This is a genomic window from Gemmobacter sp. 24YEA27 (assembly GCF_030052995.1).
Taxonomy (GTDB): Bacteria; Pseudomonadota; Alphaproteobacteria; order Rhodobacterales; family Rhodobacteraceae; genus Pseudogemmobacter.
The window spans coordinates 428,132-447,283 of sequence record NZ_JASJPW010000001.1; the positions used below are offsets into that span (position 1 = coordinate 428,132).

Consider the following 19,152-nt stretch of genomic DNA (forward strand, 5'->3'; position numbering starts at 1 on the left):
TTTTCGCCGCCGGTCGTCAGAACAGATCAAGCAGGCGCTTCAGATAGTCGAGTTCGGCATCCGGGCGCCCCGCCTCGCCCGACCGGCGGCGGATCTCGTCCAGCAGCTCCTGCGCGCGCTGATCGGGGTTGTTCTGCACCATATTGCGGTCCGACCCGATCCGGGCCGAATCGCCCGGCTCGCGCCCGAGCGGATCGACCGCATTCGGGTCCACGCGGCGGGCGTCGCGCGGCTCCTGGTTGCCGCCTTCGGCCCCGGGTTCGCGTTCCAGATCGGCCAGCGCATCGCCGAAATCGCGCATGCCCTGACGCAGCCGCTCCATCGCTTCGGCCTGTTTGTCGAGCGCGCCGGCAAGATCACCCTGACGCAGCGCCTCTTCGGCCTCGCGCATCGCGCGTTCGGCCTCGCCCAGCCGCTCACGCCCCTCTTCGCCCTTTTCCGAGCCGTCGCCCGGCAACTTGCCGTTCTGCATCTCGTTGAGCTTGTCGCGAAGCTCGCGCTGACGATCCGCCAGTTCGCCCGGGTCTGTGCCCGGCTGACCATTCCGGCCGCGCTGCATGTCGCGGTAGGCGTCATCCGAGAGACCCTGCTGGTCTTTCAGAGTCTCGCCAAGGTCTTTCATCGTGCCCTGGCCCTGGCCTTCACCGCCCTGTCCCTGGCCCTGGCCCTGCTGCACCTGGAGGTTCTCCATCAGCTGGCGAAGCTCTTCCATCAGCGCCATCGCTTCAGCGGTCTTACCCTCTTTCATCAGCCGCTCGATCTCGTCGAGCATCTGCTGCAACTGGTCCTGGGTGATGGTCTGGCCACCCTGCTGGGCGCCCTCTCCATCCTGGCGGTCGCCATTCTGCTGCGCCTGCTGACCCAGTTCCTTGAGATATTCGCGCATCGCCTGCTGCATCTCTTTCATCAGCTGGTCGATTTCTTCGGGTGACGCGCCATTGCGCATCGCCTCTTCCAGCTGGTCCTGGGCGCGCTGCAGCCGCTCGAAAGCATTCCCCAGATCGCCCTCTTCGAACATGAAGGCGATATCCCAAAGCTCTTTCACCACCTCGTCACGCTGCCCATCGGTCAGCGGCAGCGCCATCGCATCGGCCTGGCGCACCAGCACCCTGAGCCGTTTCGCGGCATTCTGCGAACGCGTCAGTTCCTCGGGCCGGTTGCCAATGGCTTTCAAGAGCTCCAGCGCGCGCGGCAGATTTTCGCGGTTCCACAGAATATCGCGCCGCATCTCGATCACCGCATTGGCCATCGGATCGAAAAAGCGCTTGCCGGGCAGCGTCACCTCATAGGGCGCGGCGCTGCCCTCGTTCCCGGCAGCGTCGAGCGCGGTGAACACCATGCTGACCGGCATATTCGAGAAGACATGTTCCGAAAGATCATCGACCAGCGTCTGGGTGATCTCGGTCCGGTTGCCCTTCATCGGCATCGGCAGGTCGAGCGTGACCGGCTCCCAGATCTCCGGATCTATCTCCAGACCGTAGCGGCGGGTGACTTTCTCGGGTTGCAGGCTGATCGTCACGCGGCCGGCGGTGACGCCGTAATCGTCGCTTGCCTTGAATTCCTGTTTGAACCGGCCATCCGCCTCGCGGCCCATCTCACCCGAAACGGCGATGGTGGGCGCGGTGTCGGGCGTGGCGATGACCTGCCAGTCGCGCCCGCCCGGGCCGCCAATGGCGAGGCGACCAGACTGGCTGACCACCAGCTCGGTCAGGCCTTTCAGCCCTTCCGGGATCGCCGCGGCGGCCTGACTTTCAGAGCCAGGGCTTTCCGGGGCGGGCCGAGCGACCTGGGCGATGGTCTGCTCGATCTGCGCCTCCGCGTTGTCGCCATAGACGCGGATCTGGATGCGGCTGCCAACCGGCACCTCGAATTCGCCCGCCGTGATGTCATTGAGGTAAAGCACCGGCTTGCCGGTATAGGCCGGGGGCCGCGCCCAGCCTTCCCAGACCGGGCCGGAGGGAATGGCCTGGGCGGGGCCGGGGCCAATGGCCACCACTTCGGCCGCGCGCCAGAACGATCCGAACAGGGCCGCCATCACCGCCGCCGTGAGCGCAACATAGCGCAAAGACCAGCGGTCACGTGACGCGAGTTGCAGATCCGGCGGCACCGCGCGCGCCGCGCGGGCCTTTTCCGCCATCCGCGCCAGGTGAACCCGCCAGACCGCCGACGATTGCGCATCATCCGCCCCGATCGCCTGGCTGTCGCGCAAAGTCGCAATGGGGCGCCCGGGCAGCGACGCATCAAGGCGGATCAGCGCCTCATCCGAAGTCGGGCGGCGGAATTTCCGGAAGCCCCAGATCAGCGAGGCCAGCGCCAGAAGGGCCACCAGCCCCAGCCCGATCTGCACCTGCAAGAGCGTTCCGACCTCATGCAGCCCGAAAGCCGCCGCCGAAAACGCCAGCAAAAGCACGGTCCAGAGCGGCCAGAAAGCACGGGCCAGACGTTCGGCCCAAAGCCCCGCCAGCGTCAGACGACGCGGCCATTTCAGCGCGTTAAGCGCTGCTGCGGTCGCGGTGTCGCTGTTCGGCGGGGCCTGTCGCGCTGCCATCCGGTCTCCCTTCGCCACGTGCCCCGAAGGGTCTCGCGGAGGTTACTGATCCTTCATCCACGCGGGCAGTCTATCGCGCGCGAGGATTTCGTCAAAGGTAGGGCGTTCCCGAATGACAGCGAATTGATGCCCATTGACAAGAACTTCGGGAATCAGCGGGCGGGTATTGTATTCGCTGGCCATCACCGCGCCATAGGCCCCCGCCGACCGGAAGGCGACCAGATCGCCGTCGCTCAGCAGCGGCAGATCGCGGGCTTTCGCGAAAGTGTCGCCGGTCTCGCAGACCGGGCCGACCACGTCGAAGGGTTGCGTCGGATCACCTGGCGCCCCCTCAACCACCGGCACGATATCGTGCCAGGCGTCATACATCGACGGGCGCACCAGATCATTCATCGCGGCGTCGAGGATCAGGAAATCCCGCCCCTCGCCGTTTTTCACATAGATGACCTCTGAGACGAGGATGCCGGAATTGCCGGAAATCAGCCGTCCCGGCTCGATCTCGATCTCGCAGCCGAGATGGCCGAGCTTGCGCCGGATCATCTGGCCATATTCGACCGGCAGAGGCGGCGCCTCATTCGAGCGCGTGTAAGGAATGCCCAGCCCGCCGCCAAGGTCGAGCCGGGTGATCTCATGCCCGTCCGCGCGCAGCACTTCGGTCAGTTCGGCCACCTTGTCGAAAGCGGCCTCAAACGGCGCGAGCTCGGTCAGCTGACTGCCGATATGCACGTCGATGCCGACGACTTTCAGGCCCGGAAGCTTCGCAGCCTCGGCATAGACCTCGCGCGCGCGGGCAATGGGGATGCCAAATTTGTTCTCGGACTTGCCGGTTGCGATCTTGGCATGGGTTTTCGCGTCGACATCGGGGTTCACGCGGACGGTGATCGGGGCCAGCTTGCCCAGTTCAGTCGCGATTTCAGAAATTGCCCGCATCTCGGGCTCAGATTCCACGTTGAACTGGCGGATACCGCCTTCCAGCGCGGTACGGATCTCGTCACGGGTCTTGCCAACGCCTGAAAAAACAATGCGTTCGCCCGGCACGCCAGCGGCTTTCGCACGCAGATATTCCCCTTTCGAGACCACATCCATCCCGGCACCAAGATCGCCCAGCACCTTGAGCACCGCGACATTCGACAGCGATTTGATCGCGAAACACACCAGATGCGGCAGCGGCGACAGCGCCTCGGAAAACAGGCGGAAATGGCGGGTCAGGGTCGCGGTGGAATAGACATAGAACGGCGTGCCGACCTCGGCCGCGATCTCGGGGATCGCCACTTCCTCGGCATGAAGAATACCGCCCTGGTAAAGGAAATGATCCATGCCCTGCCCTTTCGCATCCCGCATCCGCGCCTTGCTATAGCAGAGCGCCGCAAGAGCGCAATTCGGCGATGGCCCGGAAGGGGGTGGCTCAGAACCCGGTGCTGAGGCGAATCGGCCCGAATCTTGTGCCGACATAACCGCCGCCGGTACTGGCGCCGACCGTCACCCCCGCCACATTGGCCGAAGCGGACGGAATCACGGTGCCGGTCCGCGACACATGAAGCCCAAGCGTCGGGTCATAGACCACCTGACCATCCGCCAGCGGGTCGCGTCTGGGCGCGCAACCCGCCAGAATGATGCAAAGGATCAGGCCCGCCCGGATCATCTCAGAAACTATGGCTCGCGCCGAGCCTCAGGCTGCCCGAAAAGCTGACCTTTTCGTCAGGATGCTTTGGCTCGCCCGCGACGCCGCAGGCGGCCAGAAGAACAGTCACTGCGAGAGACGCAATCAGACGCATCGGAAACTCCCTTTTCCGGATCGTGGCTCAGGCGAGCAGCGCTTTCCAGCGCGCGATCTGTTCGCGCACCCTGACCGGCGCGGTTCCGCCATAAGACACGCGCGAATTGACCGAATTTTCTACGCCCAGCACAGTGAAGACCTCATCCGTGATGCCAGGGTGAACGGATTGCATCTGGTCAAGGCTCAGATCCGGCAGGTCGATCCCCGCTTTTTCCGCCATGCCGACCAGGGTGCCGGTGACGTGATGCGCTTCGCGGAAGGGCAGGTTCAGGCGGCGGACCAGCCAGTCCGCCAGATCGGTCGCGGTCGAGAAGCCGGAGGCCGCCGCGAGCGTCAGGCTGTCGCGGTTCGCCGCCATATCCGAGACCATACCGGTCATGGCCGCAAGGCCCAGCATAAGGTTGTCAGCCGCGTCAAAGACCTGCTCTTTGTCTTCCTGCATATCCTTGGAATAGGTCAGGGCAAGGCCCTTCATGATGGTGAACAAAGCAACGGTCGCGCCGAGAATACGTCCGAGTTTAGCGCGCAAAAGCTCTGCCGCATCGGGGTTTTTCTTTTGCGGCATGATCGACGAGCCGGTCGTCCATTTGTCGGAAAGACGCACGAAACGGAACTGCGCCGAGGACCAGATCACCAGCTCTTCGGCGAACCGCGACAGATGCATCGCAGTGATCGAGGCCACGGACAGGAATTCCAGCGCGAAATCGCGATCTGATACCGAATCAAGGCTGTTCGCGGTCGGACGGTCGAAACCGAGCGCTTCGGCGGTCATATGACGGTCTATCGGAAAGCTGGTCCCGGCCAGGGCAGCGGCCCCCAGCGGGCTTTCATTCATACGTTTGCGCGCATCTTCGAACCGCGAGCGGTCGCGGGCAAACATCTCGACATAGGCCATCATGTGATGGCCCCAGGTCACCGGCTGCGCAGTTTGCAGATGGGTAAAGCCCGGCATGACCCAGTCGACCCCCTGCTCTGCCTGGGCGACAAAGGCGCGCATCAGCGCGCTCAGACCGGAAATCGCCGCATCGCACTGATCACGCACCCAAAGGCGGAAATCGACCGCAACCTGGTCATTTCTCGACCGCCCGGTATGCAAACGCTTGCCCGCCTCGCCCACGATCTCGGTCAGGCGACTTTCGATATTGAGGTGGATATCCTCCAGCTCGACCCGGAACGGAAAATTACCAGCCTCGATTTCTGACAAGACGGTGAGGAGGCCTTCCCGGATCACCCCGGCATCGCTATCGGTAAGAATGCCCTGAGCCGCCAACATCGCGGCATGGGCGCGCGAGCCAGCAATGTCCTGGGCATAGAGCCGCTTGTCGAATCCGATCGAGGCGTTGATCGCCTGCATGATCGCATCCGGCCCTTCGGCAAAACGCCCGCCCCACATCTGGTTTGCGGCTTTGGACTGGTCCTCAGTAGACATGCTGGGCCTCGGAAAGATGGAGTTGGTGATGCGGCTGTTTCTGGCGGCTCTTTATACCGCGCTGGCGCTTGGTGCAAATGCAGCACTTGCTGAGAGTGCGGGAGGCGACGTGGCCAGCCTGCGCGAGGGCGACATGAAGAAGCTCCAGCTGCATGACGCCCCGATCGACCTGCCTGCGGCAGAGCTGGTCACGCTCGACGACACGCCCGCCTCGCTGGAAGATTACCGCGGCAAATGGGTGGTTCTGAATTTCTGGGCAACCTGGTGCGCGCCCTGCCGGGCCGAAATGCCATCCCTGAACCGGCTGCAGCTGGCCCTGCCCGACATCGCCGTCGTGCCGGTCGCGACAGGCCGGAATGAGCCCGCCGCGATCAGCCGCTTTTACGCCGAAGCCGCGATCACCAGCCTGCCGGTCCTGCGCGACCCGAAATCTGCGCTTTCGAGCCGGATGGGGGTGATGGCCCTGCCGGTCACCGTGATCCTGAACCCGGAAGGCCAGGAGGTCGCCCGGCTGATCGGTGATGCGGAATGGGACAGCGTGACTGCGCAATCCGTGCTTTCAGCGCTTGTTGCCAGCCACTAGGGCGCGGCGACTAAAGGGTTTACCTTAACCTTCGCCCGGTGATTCACGGTCCTTCGACGAGGGGCGGGAGCCTCGTGCGAACCTGATATCCGATGACAAGCGGGCCTTTTTCGAATGGTTCATCTGTGCTGTCCGGCACCCGAACCGGGGCACCCTGGCGTGACCTGCCCGAAGGGTTCGGCAGGTGGTCCCCGGTGTACCGGCAGTTCCGCCGCCGGACGCTCGCAGGGCCGTGGGAGGACATCCCGGACGCGGCCCGAACCACGCGGGGATTGCGCCAGACATACTGCCGATGGCCGACATCGAAAAGGCCACGCGCCACCCGGCCAAGCGTGACCGGTGGGGGGATCCGGGCCGTTCAGGAGGTGGGGTCTCGACGAGGGTCCTTCGCCCTTTGTAAGCCGCGCTCGCTTCCCGATGAGAACCGGAAAGATATTGCGCGCCGTAACGCCCCGCCCATGATACTGATGCGCAAGCCAGTCGACATGTTGATCTGCACCTTTCGCAACATGATCAGCCGCTGCTTCCTAACAGAAGCAGGCAGTTGGCCGAGGTAGCCCGCATCAGCCTGTGACTCTACGACTTGCCTGCCTGACCCGGCCATGACCGTTTTGTGCAACAAAACGGGCCGATTTCCTGAAAGAAATCGATTGCGCTTACAGATCGAATGTCGCGAAGACCGGGACGTGATCCGAGGGTTGCTCCCAGCCGCGCGCCGCGCGCAGGATTTTTGACCCGTGGCCGGCATTCGAGATATCGGGTGTCGCCCAGATATGATCCAGACGTCGCCCCTTATCGGCCCCATCCCAGTCTGCGGCACGGTAGCTCCACCAGGAATAGAGCTTGCCTTCAGTAATATCCTGACGGGTGATATCGACCCATTTCCCCGCATCCTGCGCAGCACCCAGATGCTCGACTTCGATGGGCGTGTGGCTCACGATCTTCAGGAGCTGCTTATGGCTCCAGACATCATCCTCGCGCGGCGCAATATTCAGATCGCCGACAAGGATCGCCTTCTCCGGTCGGTCAGCATGGAAGGCATCCCGCATCTCGGTCAGGAAATCGAGCTTCTGGCCAAATTTCACATTCTGCGCCCGGTCGGGAATATCACCTCCCGCCGGCACATAGAAATTATGGATGGTCACGCCATTTTCCAGCTTTGCCGCCACGTGCCGTGCATGGCCAAGTGCCGCATAATCGCGATCCCCCGCATCTTCGAGCGGCAGTTTCGACAGGATCGCAACACCGTTATACCCCTTCTGCCCACGCGCCACCAGGTAGCGATAGCCAAGCGCCGCGAAGCCTTCGGTCGGGAATTTGTCGATCGGTGTCTTGATCTCCTGCAGGCAAAGCACATCCGGCGCGCCTTCTGACAAAAGCTTTGACACCAGCCCTTCGCGCAGGCGCACGGAATTGATGTTCCAGGTGGCAAGGGTAAAGCTCATCTCTCTCTCCGGCAGTCATGATCCGGCGCGGAGACTAGGCCGATGGCTGCGCAAAAGGAAGCCCGGCACCGCAGATGAGAAACGCGAGATACCGGGCATAAGTCCAACAGGGAGGTTCGGATAAGATAACACGAATCCGGGCATCACACAGCCTGGGGAAATCCCTGATCTACGGATCGGCAGAAAATCGTGCAAGGCCGCCACATAAGCCCGCATATAAGGCCCAGGCATGCGGATTGCGGCGCACCGCAGGGCAAAAAAAGGCCGGGCAAGAGCCCGGCCAGTCCAACAGGGAGGATGCCGTGTCATAACCCCGACACGACAAGGGGAACTCTTGCACAACACAATGTCACGCTGACATCGCATCACCTGGCAATCATGCGCCGCAATCCATTAACACGTCGTGAATCAAGCGACATTATGGCGAATTCTAACGACTTTTCACTGGACGGCGAAAACACCACAGTTCACGCCACAAGCCTGTAGCCGCCGCTCTCGGTCACCAGCAGCCGCGCGTTCGAGGGATCGGGCTCGATCTTCTGCCGCAGCCGGTAGATATGCGTCTCAAGCGTATGGGTCGTGACCCCGGCATTATAGCCCCAGACCTCATGCAACAGCACATCGCGTGCCACCACGCCCGATTGCGCGCGGTAGAGGAATTTCAGGATATTGGTCTCTTTCTCGGTCAGGCGGATCTTCTTGTCCTTCTCATCCACCAAAAGCTTTTGCGCCGGACGGAAGCTGTAGGGCCCAAGCTGGAACACCGCGTCTTCCGACTGTTCATGGGTGCGCAGCTGCGCCCGGATCCGCGCCAGAAGCACCGGGAATTTGAACGGTTTGGTCACATAATCATTCGCGCCGGAATCAAGCCCCAGAATGGTATCGGCATCGGTATCGTGACCGGTCAGCATCATGATCGGGCATTTCACGCCGGATTTGCGCATCCGGCGGCACAGCTCGCGCCCATCGGTATCGGGCAGCCCGACGTCGAGAATCACCAGGTCATAGATCGCGGCCTTGGCCTTCTCCATCCCCTCGGCGCCAGTGCGCCCCTCGAAGACGTCGAAATCCTCAGTCATCACCAATTGTTCAGACAAGGCTTCCCGCAGGTCGTCATCGTCATCCACCAGAAGAATTTTGCGAAGCTGGGCCATGATACGGTCCTTTCGTTTGCTTGGGAAAGAGATGCGCCGCGTTCACATTTCCCGCAAGATTTGCGACAAGGGAGTCACGGCCTCGTGTCGCAGGAGCAGGAAATATTTCAATTCTGTCATCCTGCGCCCAGATAAACGGGGTCAGGAGACGCGATATGACAGCAGCTGCCGGTGGCTTTTCTTCTCTCGGACCCGATATCACCGAGCGCCTTTCGCGCGCGCGCGGCGATTTGCGGATGGGTGTGCCGGTGGTGCTGGCGGGCGAGGGCGAGGCCGCGCTTGCCGTCGCCATCGAGCCGCTGGAGCCGCCGCGCCTGAGCGCCTTGCGCAGCTTTGGCGAGCCCGAACTGGCGCTGACAGCCTGGCGGGCCGAAACGCTGAAGGCCTTTGCCTGTGACGGCGACATCGCCCGGATCGCAGTGCCATCGGGCGCCGATACCGCCTGGCTCAAGGCCATCGCAGATCCTCAGGATGATCTGCGCGTGCCGCTGAAGGGGCCGGTGCGGGGGCTTTATGGGGGCTCGGGCGCGCTGCACCGGGCGGCAGTGTTGCTGGCGAAATCGGCGCATCTTTTGCCGGCGGCCCTGCTGGTGCGGGTTGAAAACCCGCTGCTGTTGGCCGCCGATCACGGGCTGACCTTCCTCAGGATCGACGAGGCACTGCCGGCCCTCTCGCGGCTGGCACCGCTTGCCGACGTGGTCTCGGCGCGGCTGCCAATGGCATTGGCCGGTGCGGGGCGGCTCCATATCTTCCGCCCCGATGACGGCGGCGACGAACATTATGCGATCGAAGTCGGCCAGCCCGCGCGCGACCGTCCGGTGCTGGCGCGGCTTCATTCCGCCTGTTTCACCGGTGACGTTCTGGGCTCGCTGAAATGCGATTGCGGCCCGCAGCTCCATGCCGCGCTTGCCCAGATGGGCGACGAGGGGCGGGCGTCCTGCTCTATCTGAACCAGGAGGGTCGCGGCATTGGCCTCGCGAATAAAATGCGCGCCTATTCGCTGCAGGATCAGGGCTTTGATACGGTCGATGCCAATCACCGGCTGGGGTTTGAAGATGACGAGCGTGATTTCCGCATCGGCGCCGAACTGCTGCGCGGTCTCGGATTTCGCGAGGTGCGGCTTTTGACCAACAACCCGCGCAAAGTGGCAATGCTGGACAGCTGCGGGCTGAAAGTGGTCGAGCGTGTGCCGCTGAAGGTCGGAAAGACCCGCGAAAACGCGGCCTATCTGGCCACCAAGGCCGCCAGATCGGGGCATTTGCTGTGATCCACCCGGGACAGACCGCTGATGACCTTGTGCTGAGCCCTACAGGGCTTTTGTTCCGGGGTCGCCGTTTCGCCTGCACCATCGGGCGTGGCGGCATCTCGCGCGATAAACGTGAGGGCGATGGGGCGACGCCTTTCGGGCTGCATCATATCGTTGGCGGCTTCTACCGCCCCGACCGGCTGGCCCGGAGCGCTGTTCCTGCCTGGGCGGAACCGCTGATCCCGGGCGATCTCTGGTCAGATGACAGCCGCGATCCGGCCTATAATTCCCATGTCCGGGCGCCGCATGGTTTCTCGCATGAGGATCTGCGCCGCGCAGACCCGCAATATGATCTGGTGCTGGTCACCGACTGGAACTGGCCCGATGCGACACCCGGCCGGGGATCCGCGATCTTCCTGCATTCCTGGCGCCGCCCGGGCTGGCCCACCGCCGGCTGCGTCGCCTTTGCACAGCCCGATCTTTTGTGGATCGCGCGGCGCATCCGCCCCGGGACAAGGCTGATCGTGCCCTATTTCGCCTAGGCACGATCCCCGAAAATCGCCGAGCCGACGCGGATATGGGTTGCCCCATGCGCCACGGCAAGCTCGAAATCCGAGCTCATCCCCATCGAGAGCCCCTCGACCCCGTTGCGCGCCGCGATCCCGGCCAGCATTTTAAAATGCGGCACCGGATCTTCGCCATCGGGCGGAATGCACATCAGCCCGACGACCGGCAGATACATCGCGCGGCAGGCCGAGATGAAATCATCGGCCTGGCCCGGCAGGATACCGGCCTTTTGCGGCTCTTCGCCGGTGTTGATCTGGATGAAAATATCGGGGCTGGCGCCGCGCGCATTGGCAAGGGTCGCCAGTCGCTCGGCCAGCGAGGGGCGGTCAACGGAATGGATCGCATCGAAAAGATCGACCGCGACCTTTGCCTTGTTGCTTTGCAAGGGCCCGATCATATGCAGCTTTACGCCGGGGTATTTTGCCTTCCAGATGGGCCATTTGAAAGCCGCCTCCTGGACGTAATTCTCGCCGAAGACGCGCTGGCCTTCATCCAGCACCGCCTCGACCCGCGGGCCGGGCTGTACTTTCGAAACCGCAATCAGCGTAACAGAGCCCGCTTCGCAGCCCGCGGCCAGTTCGGCGGCGCGCAGCCTTGCGGTGATCCCGGTAAGTGACATTGCCCGCACCTTTGCTGCCTCAGAACGCGCCCTGATTACAACGCCCGGGCACAGAAGGGAAACGCCGGAAATGAAAAGAGCGGGCAATGCCCGCTCTTTCCAAAGATATTGATCCGTTAAGATCAGAAGTCGAAGCGAACGCCGACGTCTGCAACGGTCTGGCCAGCGAAGCCCGACTGGATCGCGCCCGAGAGGCGTGCGCCTTCGCCGAGCGAGTAGTCAGCGCCGATGCCGTATGCGGTGTCTGCACCCGAGAGGTCCAGGTCCGAAACATAGGCTTTCAGCGTGGTCGCGCCGAAGGTGTAGTTACCGTAGAGGGTAACTTGCGAAACGTCATCGACGCTGTCGTCGTAGTTGTAGTAGTTCAGGCCGACATTGCCGTCGCCGAAGTTATACGCACCACCGATGAAGTAGGTGTCGAAGTCAGCGATGCCAGCCGAGTTCAGGTTGATCGCAGCAGCAACCGAGATCTGGCCATTCGACCAGTCAGCAGCAAGGCCGATTTCTTCCTTGACGCCCACGCCAGCAATGCCGTGCGAGAACGAGGAAAGCGGGCCATTCAGGTCAGCGACGTACTGGTCCGGATCAATGTACGAGAAGTACAGATTCACGTCAGCGATCGAGTAGGTCGCTGCAACGCCCTGGTAGCCGCTGTTCTGGCTCTTGGAGTTGTAAGCGAAGAACGGGTTGACCGAGTCGCCGAACGAGCTGTCTTCGTAGCCCATTTCCGAATCATAAGTCAGGCCAACCGAGTCCCATGCGGTGTCGACGTTGCCAACCTGAACCGTCAGGCCTTCGTAGCCAACCGAGAAACGGGCTGCGTTGCCATTGGTCTGGGTGTCGCCGTCATCGTACTGCAGGCGCAGACGTGCACCGAAGGTCACGCCGACGTCGGTTTCAGTGGTTGCATCGACGTTCAGACGCAGACGCGACGAGATGATGGTGTTTTCCAGGTCGGTGCCGCGGTCTTCGACATATTGCAGACCGAAACGACCGTAGCCCGAAATGGTCACGTCAGCGGTAGCAGCCGAAGCGCCGGCAACCAGTGCGGTGGTTGCGATAAGAAGCTTTTTCATCGTATTCCCTCGATTGACTTCCAAGGATGGCCCAACTCAGGGGAATCCGAATTGGGTATGGATTGTATTTCTGCCTCTCAGGGCCTGATTGCAACGATGATGCCGCGCCCCGCCCGGAAACGCCTCGGCTGTGGTGCAGCAAAGTCACAGTCCTTTTTGCCCGCTGACAGCAGGCCGTCCGGGGCCGGGTGGCACCGGTTCTCCGCCCGGAATGAGGCCTCTGGTATTGGCACATTACAGCAGCATCACAGGCATCGCACCGCCGCCCCCTGGGCCATGCCGGCCAAAAAGCCTTGTTCCACACAGGTGGCTAAGCTAGACAGCCGTTTAAGTTAAACGGGAGTTTCCGATGGCTCTGGCGAAATCCGCGCGCAGCCTGCTTTGTGGCGGCCTGCTTGTTACCCTTGCGGCCTGCGGCGGCAATACTGGTGGAACCGCGGACGGGACCCGCGCCGGGGCGAGATCCGGCAATCAGGGCGCGGCAGAACTGGGCAATTCCCGCGAAAGATCAAACCGCGCAGGCGGCACGATCTGGAATCTCTTCGGCAATGGCGAAGATCCAAACACCACTGTCGAGGTGAACAAGTACATCTGGCAGGCCTCGCTAGAAGTTCTGAATTTCCTGCCGATCGAAAGCATTGACCCCTTTACCGGCGTGATCGTCACCGGCTATGGTCGCCCGCCGGGTGGTGGCCGTGCCTACCGCGCCACGATCTATGTGCAGGATCCGGCACTTGAGGCACGCAGCCTGAAGCTCGCATTGCAAAGTCAGGGCGGCGGCGCCGTGGCACCCGAGACCGTTCGCGCGGTGGAGGATGCGATTCTCACCCGGGCGCGGCAGCTCCGGGTCCGGGACAGCAAACTCTGATCACAGCCAGGATCGGGACGACCTGAGGCGACTTCGGCCGCCTTTTTCATGTCACGGGAAAATTTGTCCTGCTGCGAGGCGCCGCCGGGGTCAGCGCCCCGCCCGCGCCGCGATCCGCAGAAAGACGCGCTCGACCAGCGCAAGCCCCGGCACTTTCATCGTCGAGCGCAGCGTCAGGTCCGCCTCGACCAGATCGGCGATGGCGGGTTCCAGGCTGAGCATGCCCCATTTCCTGAGCTGCCCCTGCATCCGATCCCGGCGCGGCCCGAAGACCCGCGCCTTTTGCAAGCCATTGCCTGCGCCGCCCGGATCGCTTGCCGCAAGATGCAGTGTGCGGAAATACCGTAACGCCTGGATGCAGAGGGTTACCGGCAATACGCCCTGCCCTCCCAGCCGCAGCATCAGCATACCGACCTGGCGGCTTTGCCCCTCGGCCACGGCATTCAGGAGCTCGTCCACCTCGGCGTCAATCGTTGCCGGTGCCAGTGCCGCGACCTCATCCGGCGTCAAAGGCGTCGGATCCTGCCATTTATACAGCGCGATCTTCTCAAGCGTCTGCCGAAAGTCACCCGGATCCAGCGCCCGCGCAAGCTGCGTCAGATCATCCATCACCGCCGCCGGGATCTGCGCGAGCCCGGCTCTGGCCAGTTCGGCTTCGATCTCTTCGCGGGTTGGCGGATCGTCATAAAGCCCGATGCAAACCGCATGGGGCATCTTTTCAAACAATGACTTAAGTGCCGATTTGCCCTTCAGGTCGCCCGCCGTGGCAACGATCACCGCATCGCCCGGCTTCCAGTCCTTCAGCGCCTCGGTGAAGGTGGCGGTCAGCCCGTCGGTTGCATCCTCGACAAAGGCCACACGGGGCCCGGGGAAGAAACCAACCGCCTTGACCGCATCCGACAGCGCCGCCTGGTCCTTGCGCAGATCCGCGCCCGACATGCGCGCAAGCCGCATCTCGGCCTCGCCCTCGGGCCCGATCAGCGCCAGAATCGCCGCCTGGCGCTTCAGCGCGACCCGCATCGTATCGGCACCAAAGATCAGCAGCCCCGCACGGCTGGGGTCAGGCTTTGCCATGTAACGATTGGCCTCGGCGCCGCGCAGCAGCATCAGCCGGCCGAAGGGCTGGAGGCGCGTGCGCTGTTGCGCCGTTGCAGCGCCGCCATTTCCGCGATCAGCCGCGCCACGACCTGATCGGCAAGAATCGACATCAGCCGGCTTTGCGCATCTTCCTCTGCCGCCAGCATCGCCACGGTCGAGCCGGTCGCGTTGAAGGCGGTGAAGCTTTGCGCCCGCCCGCTTGCGAGCACGGTGCCGCTGAGCGTATCCGAGATGCGGAAGGTCACGACGCCGGAAATATTGTAGCGCGTGGTACGGTTGTCTGCGGTGACGCCGACGCCGTCCGTTTTGGTCGTGATGGCATAGTCGAGGTCATAAAGATGGCGCTCGGGCCGCCCGAGACGCTCCTCGATTCGCTGCACAAAGGCAAAAGCCTCTTTGGTATCGGGGTCGGCTGCGCGCACCTGGCCCAGCAGGGCCTCGGCCGGTCCGCCCTTCTTATAGGCGGGGGTAAAGCCGCAGGCGGCAAGCGCCAGCGGCATCAGCAGGAAGGTCCGCCGGTCAGTCCCCACAGGTTCAGCCCCTTGATACCGTCACGCGACGACGTTGATGATGCGCCCCGGCACCACGATGATCTTCTTCACCGCATTGCCACCGAGGAATTTCACCACATCCTCATGGGCCAGCGCCAGCTTTTCAACCTCGGAAGCGGCAAGATCCTTCGGCACGCTGATTTCCGCACGTTTCTTGCCGTTGATCTGGATCGGCAGCGTGATCACATCATCGACCAGCAGCGCCGGGTCGGCTTTCGGCCAGCCAGCCTGAGCACAAAGCCCTTCGCCGCCCTGCATGGCCCAGATTTCCTCGGCCAGATGCGGCGTCATCGGCTGCATCAGTTGCGCCAGCACCCGCATCGCAGCTTGCGCGACCAGCGCCGAGGCATCGGCTTTCGCCAGCGTATTGGTCAGCCCGTAAAGCACGGCAATCGCCTTGTTGAAGGCAAAGCCCTCGATCGACTTCGTGACCTCGACCACCGCCCGCGCCACCGCCTTTTGCAGCTCGAGGTCACCGGTGCCGGCATAATCCGATGGCATCGAGGCGACGCGGTCCGACAGCGTCCAGACGCGGGTCAGGTGCTTGCTGGTGGCATCGGCGCCCGAGGCCGTCCATTCGATATCCCGCTCGGGCGGGCTGTCCGACATCACGAACCAGCGCGCGGTATCCGCGCCATATGAGGCGATGATATTCATCGGATCGACAACGTTTTTCTTTGATTTCGACATCTTGGCCGAAGGGATCACCTCGACCGACCTGCCATCGGCAAGGGTCACACCGCTGTCCTGGCGGATCACATCTTCAGGCAGGTGATAGACCGGGCGGCCCTTGTCATCGGTGGTCTTGTAGATCTCATGCGTGACCATGCCCTGCGTGAACAGCGCATCGAACGGCTCGCGCGATTTCGCGGGCAAATGGCCGGTCACATTCATCGCCCGCGCAAAGTAGCGCGAATACAGAAGATGCAGGATCGCGTGTTCGATGCCGCCGATATACTGGTCGACATTCATCCAGTATTCCGCGTCAGCCGCCACAGTCGGCGTGGTGGCGCGCGGCGCGGTAAAGCGGGTGAAATACCAGGACGAATCGACGAAAGTATCCATCGTATCCGTCTCGCGCTTTGCCGCCTGGCCGCATTTCGGGCAAGGGACATCGCGCCAGGTCGGGTGGCGGTCCAGCGGATTGCCGGGCTTGTCGAAGCTTACATCATAGGGCAGCTCGACGGGGAGGTTCTCTTTCTTCTCGGGCACCACGCCGCAGGTCGGGCAATGGACCACCGGGATCGGGCAACCCCAGTAGCGCTGGCGCGACAGGCCCCAGTCGCGCAGGCGGAATTTGGTCACGCCCTCGCCAAAGCCCTTTTCTTCGGCCAGCGCGATGGCATCGAGAATACCCTGTTCACCGGTTTTGACCCCGGCCCCGGCGACATTGCGGATATAGGTGACGCGCTCGGATTTCGCCGGGACGAAGGGTTCCGTGAGCACCGTCTCGGCTCCGCCTTCCGGGACAAAGACCGGGATGATCGGAAGGCTGTATTTGGTCGCGAATTCGAAGTCGCGCTGATCATGGCCCGGGCAGCCAAAAATCGCGCCGGTGCCGTAATCCATCAGGATGAAATTCGCGATCCAGATCGGCAGCTCGACGGAAGGATCCAGCGGATGGCGCACCCGCACGCCGGTGTCGAAGCCGATCTTTTCAGCGGTTTCGATCTCTTCGGCGGTGGTGCCGCCCTTGCGGCATTCGGCGGCAAAGGCCGCGATGGCCTCGTTCTTCCCGGCCAGCACTTTTGCCAGCGGATGATCGGCCGAGATCCCGGCAAAGCTCGCGCCGCCCAGCGTATCGGGGCGGGTCGTGTAGACTTCCAGCTTTTCAAAGCCTTCCGGCGCATTCACCGTCTCGAACGCGAATTGCAGGCCCTGCGATTTGCCGATCCAGTTCGCCTGCATCAGCCGCACTTTCTCCGGCCATTTCTCCAGCCCGTCGAGCGCGCTCAGCAGATCATCGGCCATGGCCGAGATCTTGAAGAACCACTGCGTCAGCTCTTTGCGTTCAACCAGCGCGCCCGAGCGCCAGCCGCGCCCGTTCTCGACCTGCTCATTGGCGAGCACGGTCATATCGACCGGGTCCCAGTTGACGACGGCGGCCTTGCGATACACCAGCCCGGCCTCGAGCATATCGAGGAACATCGCCTGTTGCTGGCCGTAATATTCCGGGTCGCAGGTGGCAAACTCGCGGCTCCAGTCGATCGACAGGCCCAGCGGTTTCATCTGGTCCTTCATCACGGCGATATTGCCATAGGTCCAGTCTTTGGGATGGCCGCCCCGCTCCATCGCCGCGTTTTCCGCAGGCATCCCGAAAGCATCCCAGCCCATCGGATGCAGCACCGAAAAGCCGCAGGACGACTTATAGCGCGCGACCACATCGCCCATCGTGTAATTGCGCACATGGCCCATATGGATGCGCCCCGACGGATAGGGGAACATCTCAAGCACGTAATATTTCGGCTTTGCCGGGTCGATTTTCGCCGTGAAAACCCCGGCCTCATCCCAGGCGGATTGCCATTTCTTCTCGATCTGACCGGGTTCGTAGCGCGACATGGGATGAGCCTCTGTATCTGACAGAGAGGGAATTACCCCTCCCGGCGTCAGAGGTAAAGGATCACAGCATCAGCTCCATATCGCGATGGGCAATTGCCGCATCCTGGTATTCCGGCCCGAAGGCCCGAAAGCCAAGTGCCTCGTAAAAACCAAGCGCATGGAGCTGCGCGCCAAGCTTCGCGCGGGTGACACCGGGCTGCGCGCGCAAAACCGCCACCGCCTCGCGCATCAGCGCCTGGCCAATGCCGCGACCACGCGCTTCGGCCAGCACACAGACCCGGCCGATCTTGCCGGTCGCACCGTCGATCAGGATGCGCGCGGTCCCGAGCGGCTGGCCGTCTGTGGCCAGCAGATGCAGCGCCTCGCCATCACGCCCGTCGACCTCATCGTCCTCGGAAACCGCCTGTTCCTCGATGAAAACGCGGCGCCGCAGCGCCTGACAGGCGGCCAGGTCATCGGTAAGCGCAACCCGGATCATGCGAAATACTCCCTGAGAATGCGGCTGTAGATCGCTTTGAGCTGGTGGATCTGCGCGATTTCGACCCGCTCATCGACCTGGTGCATGGTTTTTCCAACCAGCCCGAATTCGACCACCGGGCAGTGATCCTTGACGAAACGCGCATCCGAAGTGCCGCCGCTCGTGGAGTATTCCGGAGCAACCCCGGTCTCGGCCTGCACCGCGCGGCGGATCATCGCGGAAAATTCGCCCGGCTCGGTCAGGAAGCTGTCGCCGGAACTTTTGACCTGCACCGTAATCTTCACCCCGGTCTCAGCAGCCACCGCAGCCGCATGAACCTGCAGCCAGGCCGCAATGCTTTCGCCGGAATGCAGGTCATTATAGCGAATATTGACCGTAGCCGTGCCGCGCGCCGGGATCACATTGGTGGCCTTATTGCCGCAATCAATCGTGGTGATCGCGAGGGTCGAGGCGTCGAAATGATCTGATCCCGCGTCCAGCGGCTCCGCCTCCAGCCGCGCCATCAGCTTCACCAGCGCCGACATCGGGTTCTTCGCGCGATGCGGATAGGCGGAATGGCCCTGCACCCCTTCGGCGGTGAACCAGGCGGTGACGCTGCCACGCCGGCCGATCTTCATCATCTGACCCATGACATCGGGGCAGGTCGGCTCACCCACCAGGCAATGCGTCATCCGCTCGCCCTGCTCTGCCATCCAGTCCAGCAGCGCCACGGTTCCATGTTCGGCAATATCTTCTTCATCACCGGTGATCGCGAGGATCACCGCGCCGTCGGGCGGGGTCTCGCGCACGAAATCCACCGCAGCAGCGGCAAAGGCCGCCACACCGGATTTCATATCGGTGGCGCCACGCCCATACATCCAGCCATCGACCACGGCCGCGCCGAAAGGGTCCTGCGACCAGGCCGCGAAATCCCCCACCGGCACCACATCGGTATGACCGTTGAAGCCGAATGACCGGTTCGCACCTCGCGTGCCCCAGCGGGCATAGAGATTGGAAATCCCACCGCGATCGACCCGCGTACAGGCGAACCCGGCCTCGCTCAGCACTGCCTCCAGCAAGACGAGCGCGCCGCCCTCTGCCGGCGTTACCGAATTGCAGCGAATCAGCTCTGCGGTCAGCTTAGCCGGGTCAACCGGGGTGAATTCGGTCATGGC

The 19,152-nt window shown here is 62.9% G+C and carries 17 protein-coding genes and 2 pseudogenes; 5 read left to right on the forward strand and 14 right to left on the reverse strand.

Going from position 1 to position 19,152, the window contains the following annotated elements; all coding sequences use genetic code 11:
• Positions 1-16 precede the first annotated feature (16 nt).
• The 5 genes from QNO18_RS02170 to argH all read right to left on the reverse strand — a co-directional run bounded on the left by QNO18_RS02170 (position 17) and on the right by argH (position 5,754).
• Entirely contained in the window at positions 17-2,548 is a 2,532-nt protein-coding gene (locus QNO18_RS02170) for a DUF4175 domain-containing protein (protein WP_283176350.1), read from the reverse strand.
• Positions 2,549-2,590: 42 nt separating this feature from the next.
• A complete protein-coding gene (gene lysA / locus QNO18_RS02175; protein WP_283178721.1) occupies positions 2,591-3,865 on the reverse strand; it encodes a diaminopimelate decarboxylase in 1,275 nt (424 codons plus the stop codon).
• Positions 3,866-3,953: 88 nt separating this feature from the next.
• Positions 3,954-4,190 (reverse strand): hypothetical protein, encoded by a 237-nt coding sequence (locus QNO18_RS02180; protein ID WP_283176351.1) that lies wholly within the window; start codon positions 4,188-4,190, stop codon positions 3,954-3,956.
• A 1-nt stretch (position 4,191) separates the two neighbouring features.
• Positions 4,192-4,323, reverse strand: coding sequence for an argininosuccinate lyase (locus QNO18_RS02185; protein WP_283176352.1), 132 nt, complete (start codon positions 4,321-4,323; stop codon positions 4,192-4,194).
• 27 nt (positions 4,324-4,350) lie between these two features.
• Positions 4,351-5,754: an argininosuccinate lyase gene (gene argH / locus QNO18_RS02190; RefSeq protein ID WP_283176353.1), complete on the reverse strand. Its 1,404-nt coding sequence runs from the start codon at positions 5,752-5,754 to the stop codon at positions 4,351-4,353.
• 25 nt (positions 5,755-5,779) lie between these two features.
• Between argH and QNO18_RS02195 the strand changes: the two genes are divergently transcribed.
• Entirely contained in the window at positions 5,780-6,337 is a 558-nt protein-coding gene (locus QNO18_RS02195) for a TlpA disulfide reductase family protein (protein WP_283178722.1), read from the forward strand.
• A gap of 82 nt (positions 6,338-6,419) precedes the next feature.
• Positions 6,420-6,864: pseudogene (locus QNO18_RS02200) on the forward strand (transposase); the annotation flags it as partial.
• A gap of 129 nt (positions 6,865-6,993) precedes the next feature.
• Here the strand turns inward: QNO18_RS02200 and QNO18_RS02205 are convergent.
• Together QNO18_RS02205 and QNO18_RS02210 are read right to left on the reverse strand one after the other, a co-directional pair.
• Positions 6,994-7,782: an exodeoxyribonuclease III gene (locus QNO18_RS02205; RefSeq protein WP_283176354.1), complete on the reverse strand. Its 789-nt coding sequence runs from the start codon at positions 7,780-7,782 to the stop codon at positions 6,994-6,996.
• A 467-nt stretch (positions 7,783-8,249) separates the two neighbouring features.
• On the reverse strand, positions 8,250-8,936 hold the full coding sequence (locus QNO18_RS02210) for a response regulator transcription factor (protein WP_092899859.1): 687 nt from the start codon (positions 8,934-8,936) through the stop codon (positions 8,250-8,252).
• A gap of 155 nt (positions 8,937-9,091) precedes the next feature.
• Between QNO18_RS02210 and ribA the strand changes: the two are divergent.
• Positions 9,092-10,203 (forward strand): annotated as a pseudogene (gene ribA, locus QNO18_RS02215) (GTP cyclohydrolase II).
• 29 nt (positions 10,204-10,232) lie between these two features.
• Entirely contained in the window at positions 10,233-10,724 is a 492-nt protein-coding gene (locus QNO18_RS02220) for a L,D-transpeptidase family protein (RefSeq protein ID WP_283176355.1), read from the forward strand.
• On the opposite strand, the gene QNO18_RS02225 is transcribed toward QNO18_RS02220, so the two are convergent.
• A complete protein-coding gene (locus QNO18_RS02225; RefSeq protein WP_283176356.1) occupies positions 10,721-11,368 on the reverse strand; it encodes a YggS family pyridoxal phosphate-dependent enzyme in 648 nt (215 codons plus the stop codon). The two genes, QNO18_RS02220 and QNO18_RS02225, sit on opposite strands and share 4 nt — an antisense overlap.
• Before the next feature lie 122 nt (positions 11,369-11,490).
• Positions 11,491-12,444 carry a porin gene (locus QNO18_RS02230; protein ID WP_283176357.1) on the reverse strand — a complete coding sequence of 318 codons (954 nt, stop codon included), beginning with the start codon at positions 12,442-12,444 and terminating at the stop codon, positions 11,491-11,493.
• A 349-nt stretch (positions 12,445-12,793) separates the two neighbouring features.
• Between QNO18_RS02230 and QNO18_RS02235 the strand changes: the two genes are divergently transcribed.
• Positions 12,794-13,312, forward strand: coding sequence for a DUF3576 domain-containing protein (locus tag QNO18_RS02235; protein WP_283176358.1), 519 nt, complete (start codon positions 12,794-12,796; stop codon positions 13,310-13,312).
• Positions 13,313-13,402: 90 nt separating this feature from the next.
• Here the strand turns inward: QNO18_RS02235 and holA are convergent, their stop codons facing one another.
• From holA to dapE, 5 genes are all read right to left on the reverse strand, one after another.
• Positions 13,403-14,419, reverse strand: a complete 1,017-nt coding sequence (gene holA, locus QNO18_RS02240) for a DNA polymerase III subunit delta (protein WP_283176359.1) — start codon at positions 14,417-14,419, stop codon at positions 13,403-13,405.
• Positions 14,419-14,940 (reverse strand): LPS assembly lipoprotein LptE, encoded by a 522-nt coding sequence (gene lptE, locus QNO18_RS02245; protein ID WP_283176360.1) that lies wholly within the window; start codon positions 14,938-14,940, stop codon positions 14,419-14,421. Before lptE ends, holA begins: the two co-directional genes overlap by 1 nt.
• Before the next feature lie 21 nt (positions 14,941-14,961).
• Positions 14,962-17,520 (reverse strand): leucine--tRNA ligase, encoded by a 2,559-nt coding sequence (leuS, locus tag QNO18_RS02250; RefSeq protein ID WP_283176361.1) that lies wholly within the window; start codon positions 17,518-17,520, stop codon positions 14,962-14,964.
• 61 nt (positions 17,521-17,581) lie between these two features.
• Positions 17,582-17,995 (reverse strand): GNAT family N-acetyltransferase, encoded by a 414-nt coding sequence (locus QNO18_RS02255; protein ID WP_283178723.1) that lies wholly within the window; start codon positions 17,993-17,995, stop codon positions 17,582-17,584.
• On the reverse strand, positions 17,995-19,149 hold the full coding sequence (dapE, locus tag QNO18_RS02260) for a succinyl-diaminopimelate desuccinylase (protein WP_283176362.1): 1,155 nt from the start codon (positions 19,147-19,149) through the stop codon (positions 17,995-17,997). Before dapE ends, QNO18_RS02255 begins: the two co-directional genes overlap by 1 nt.
• Positions 19,150-19,152 lie beyond the last annotated feature (3 nt).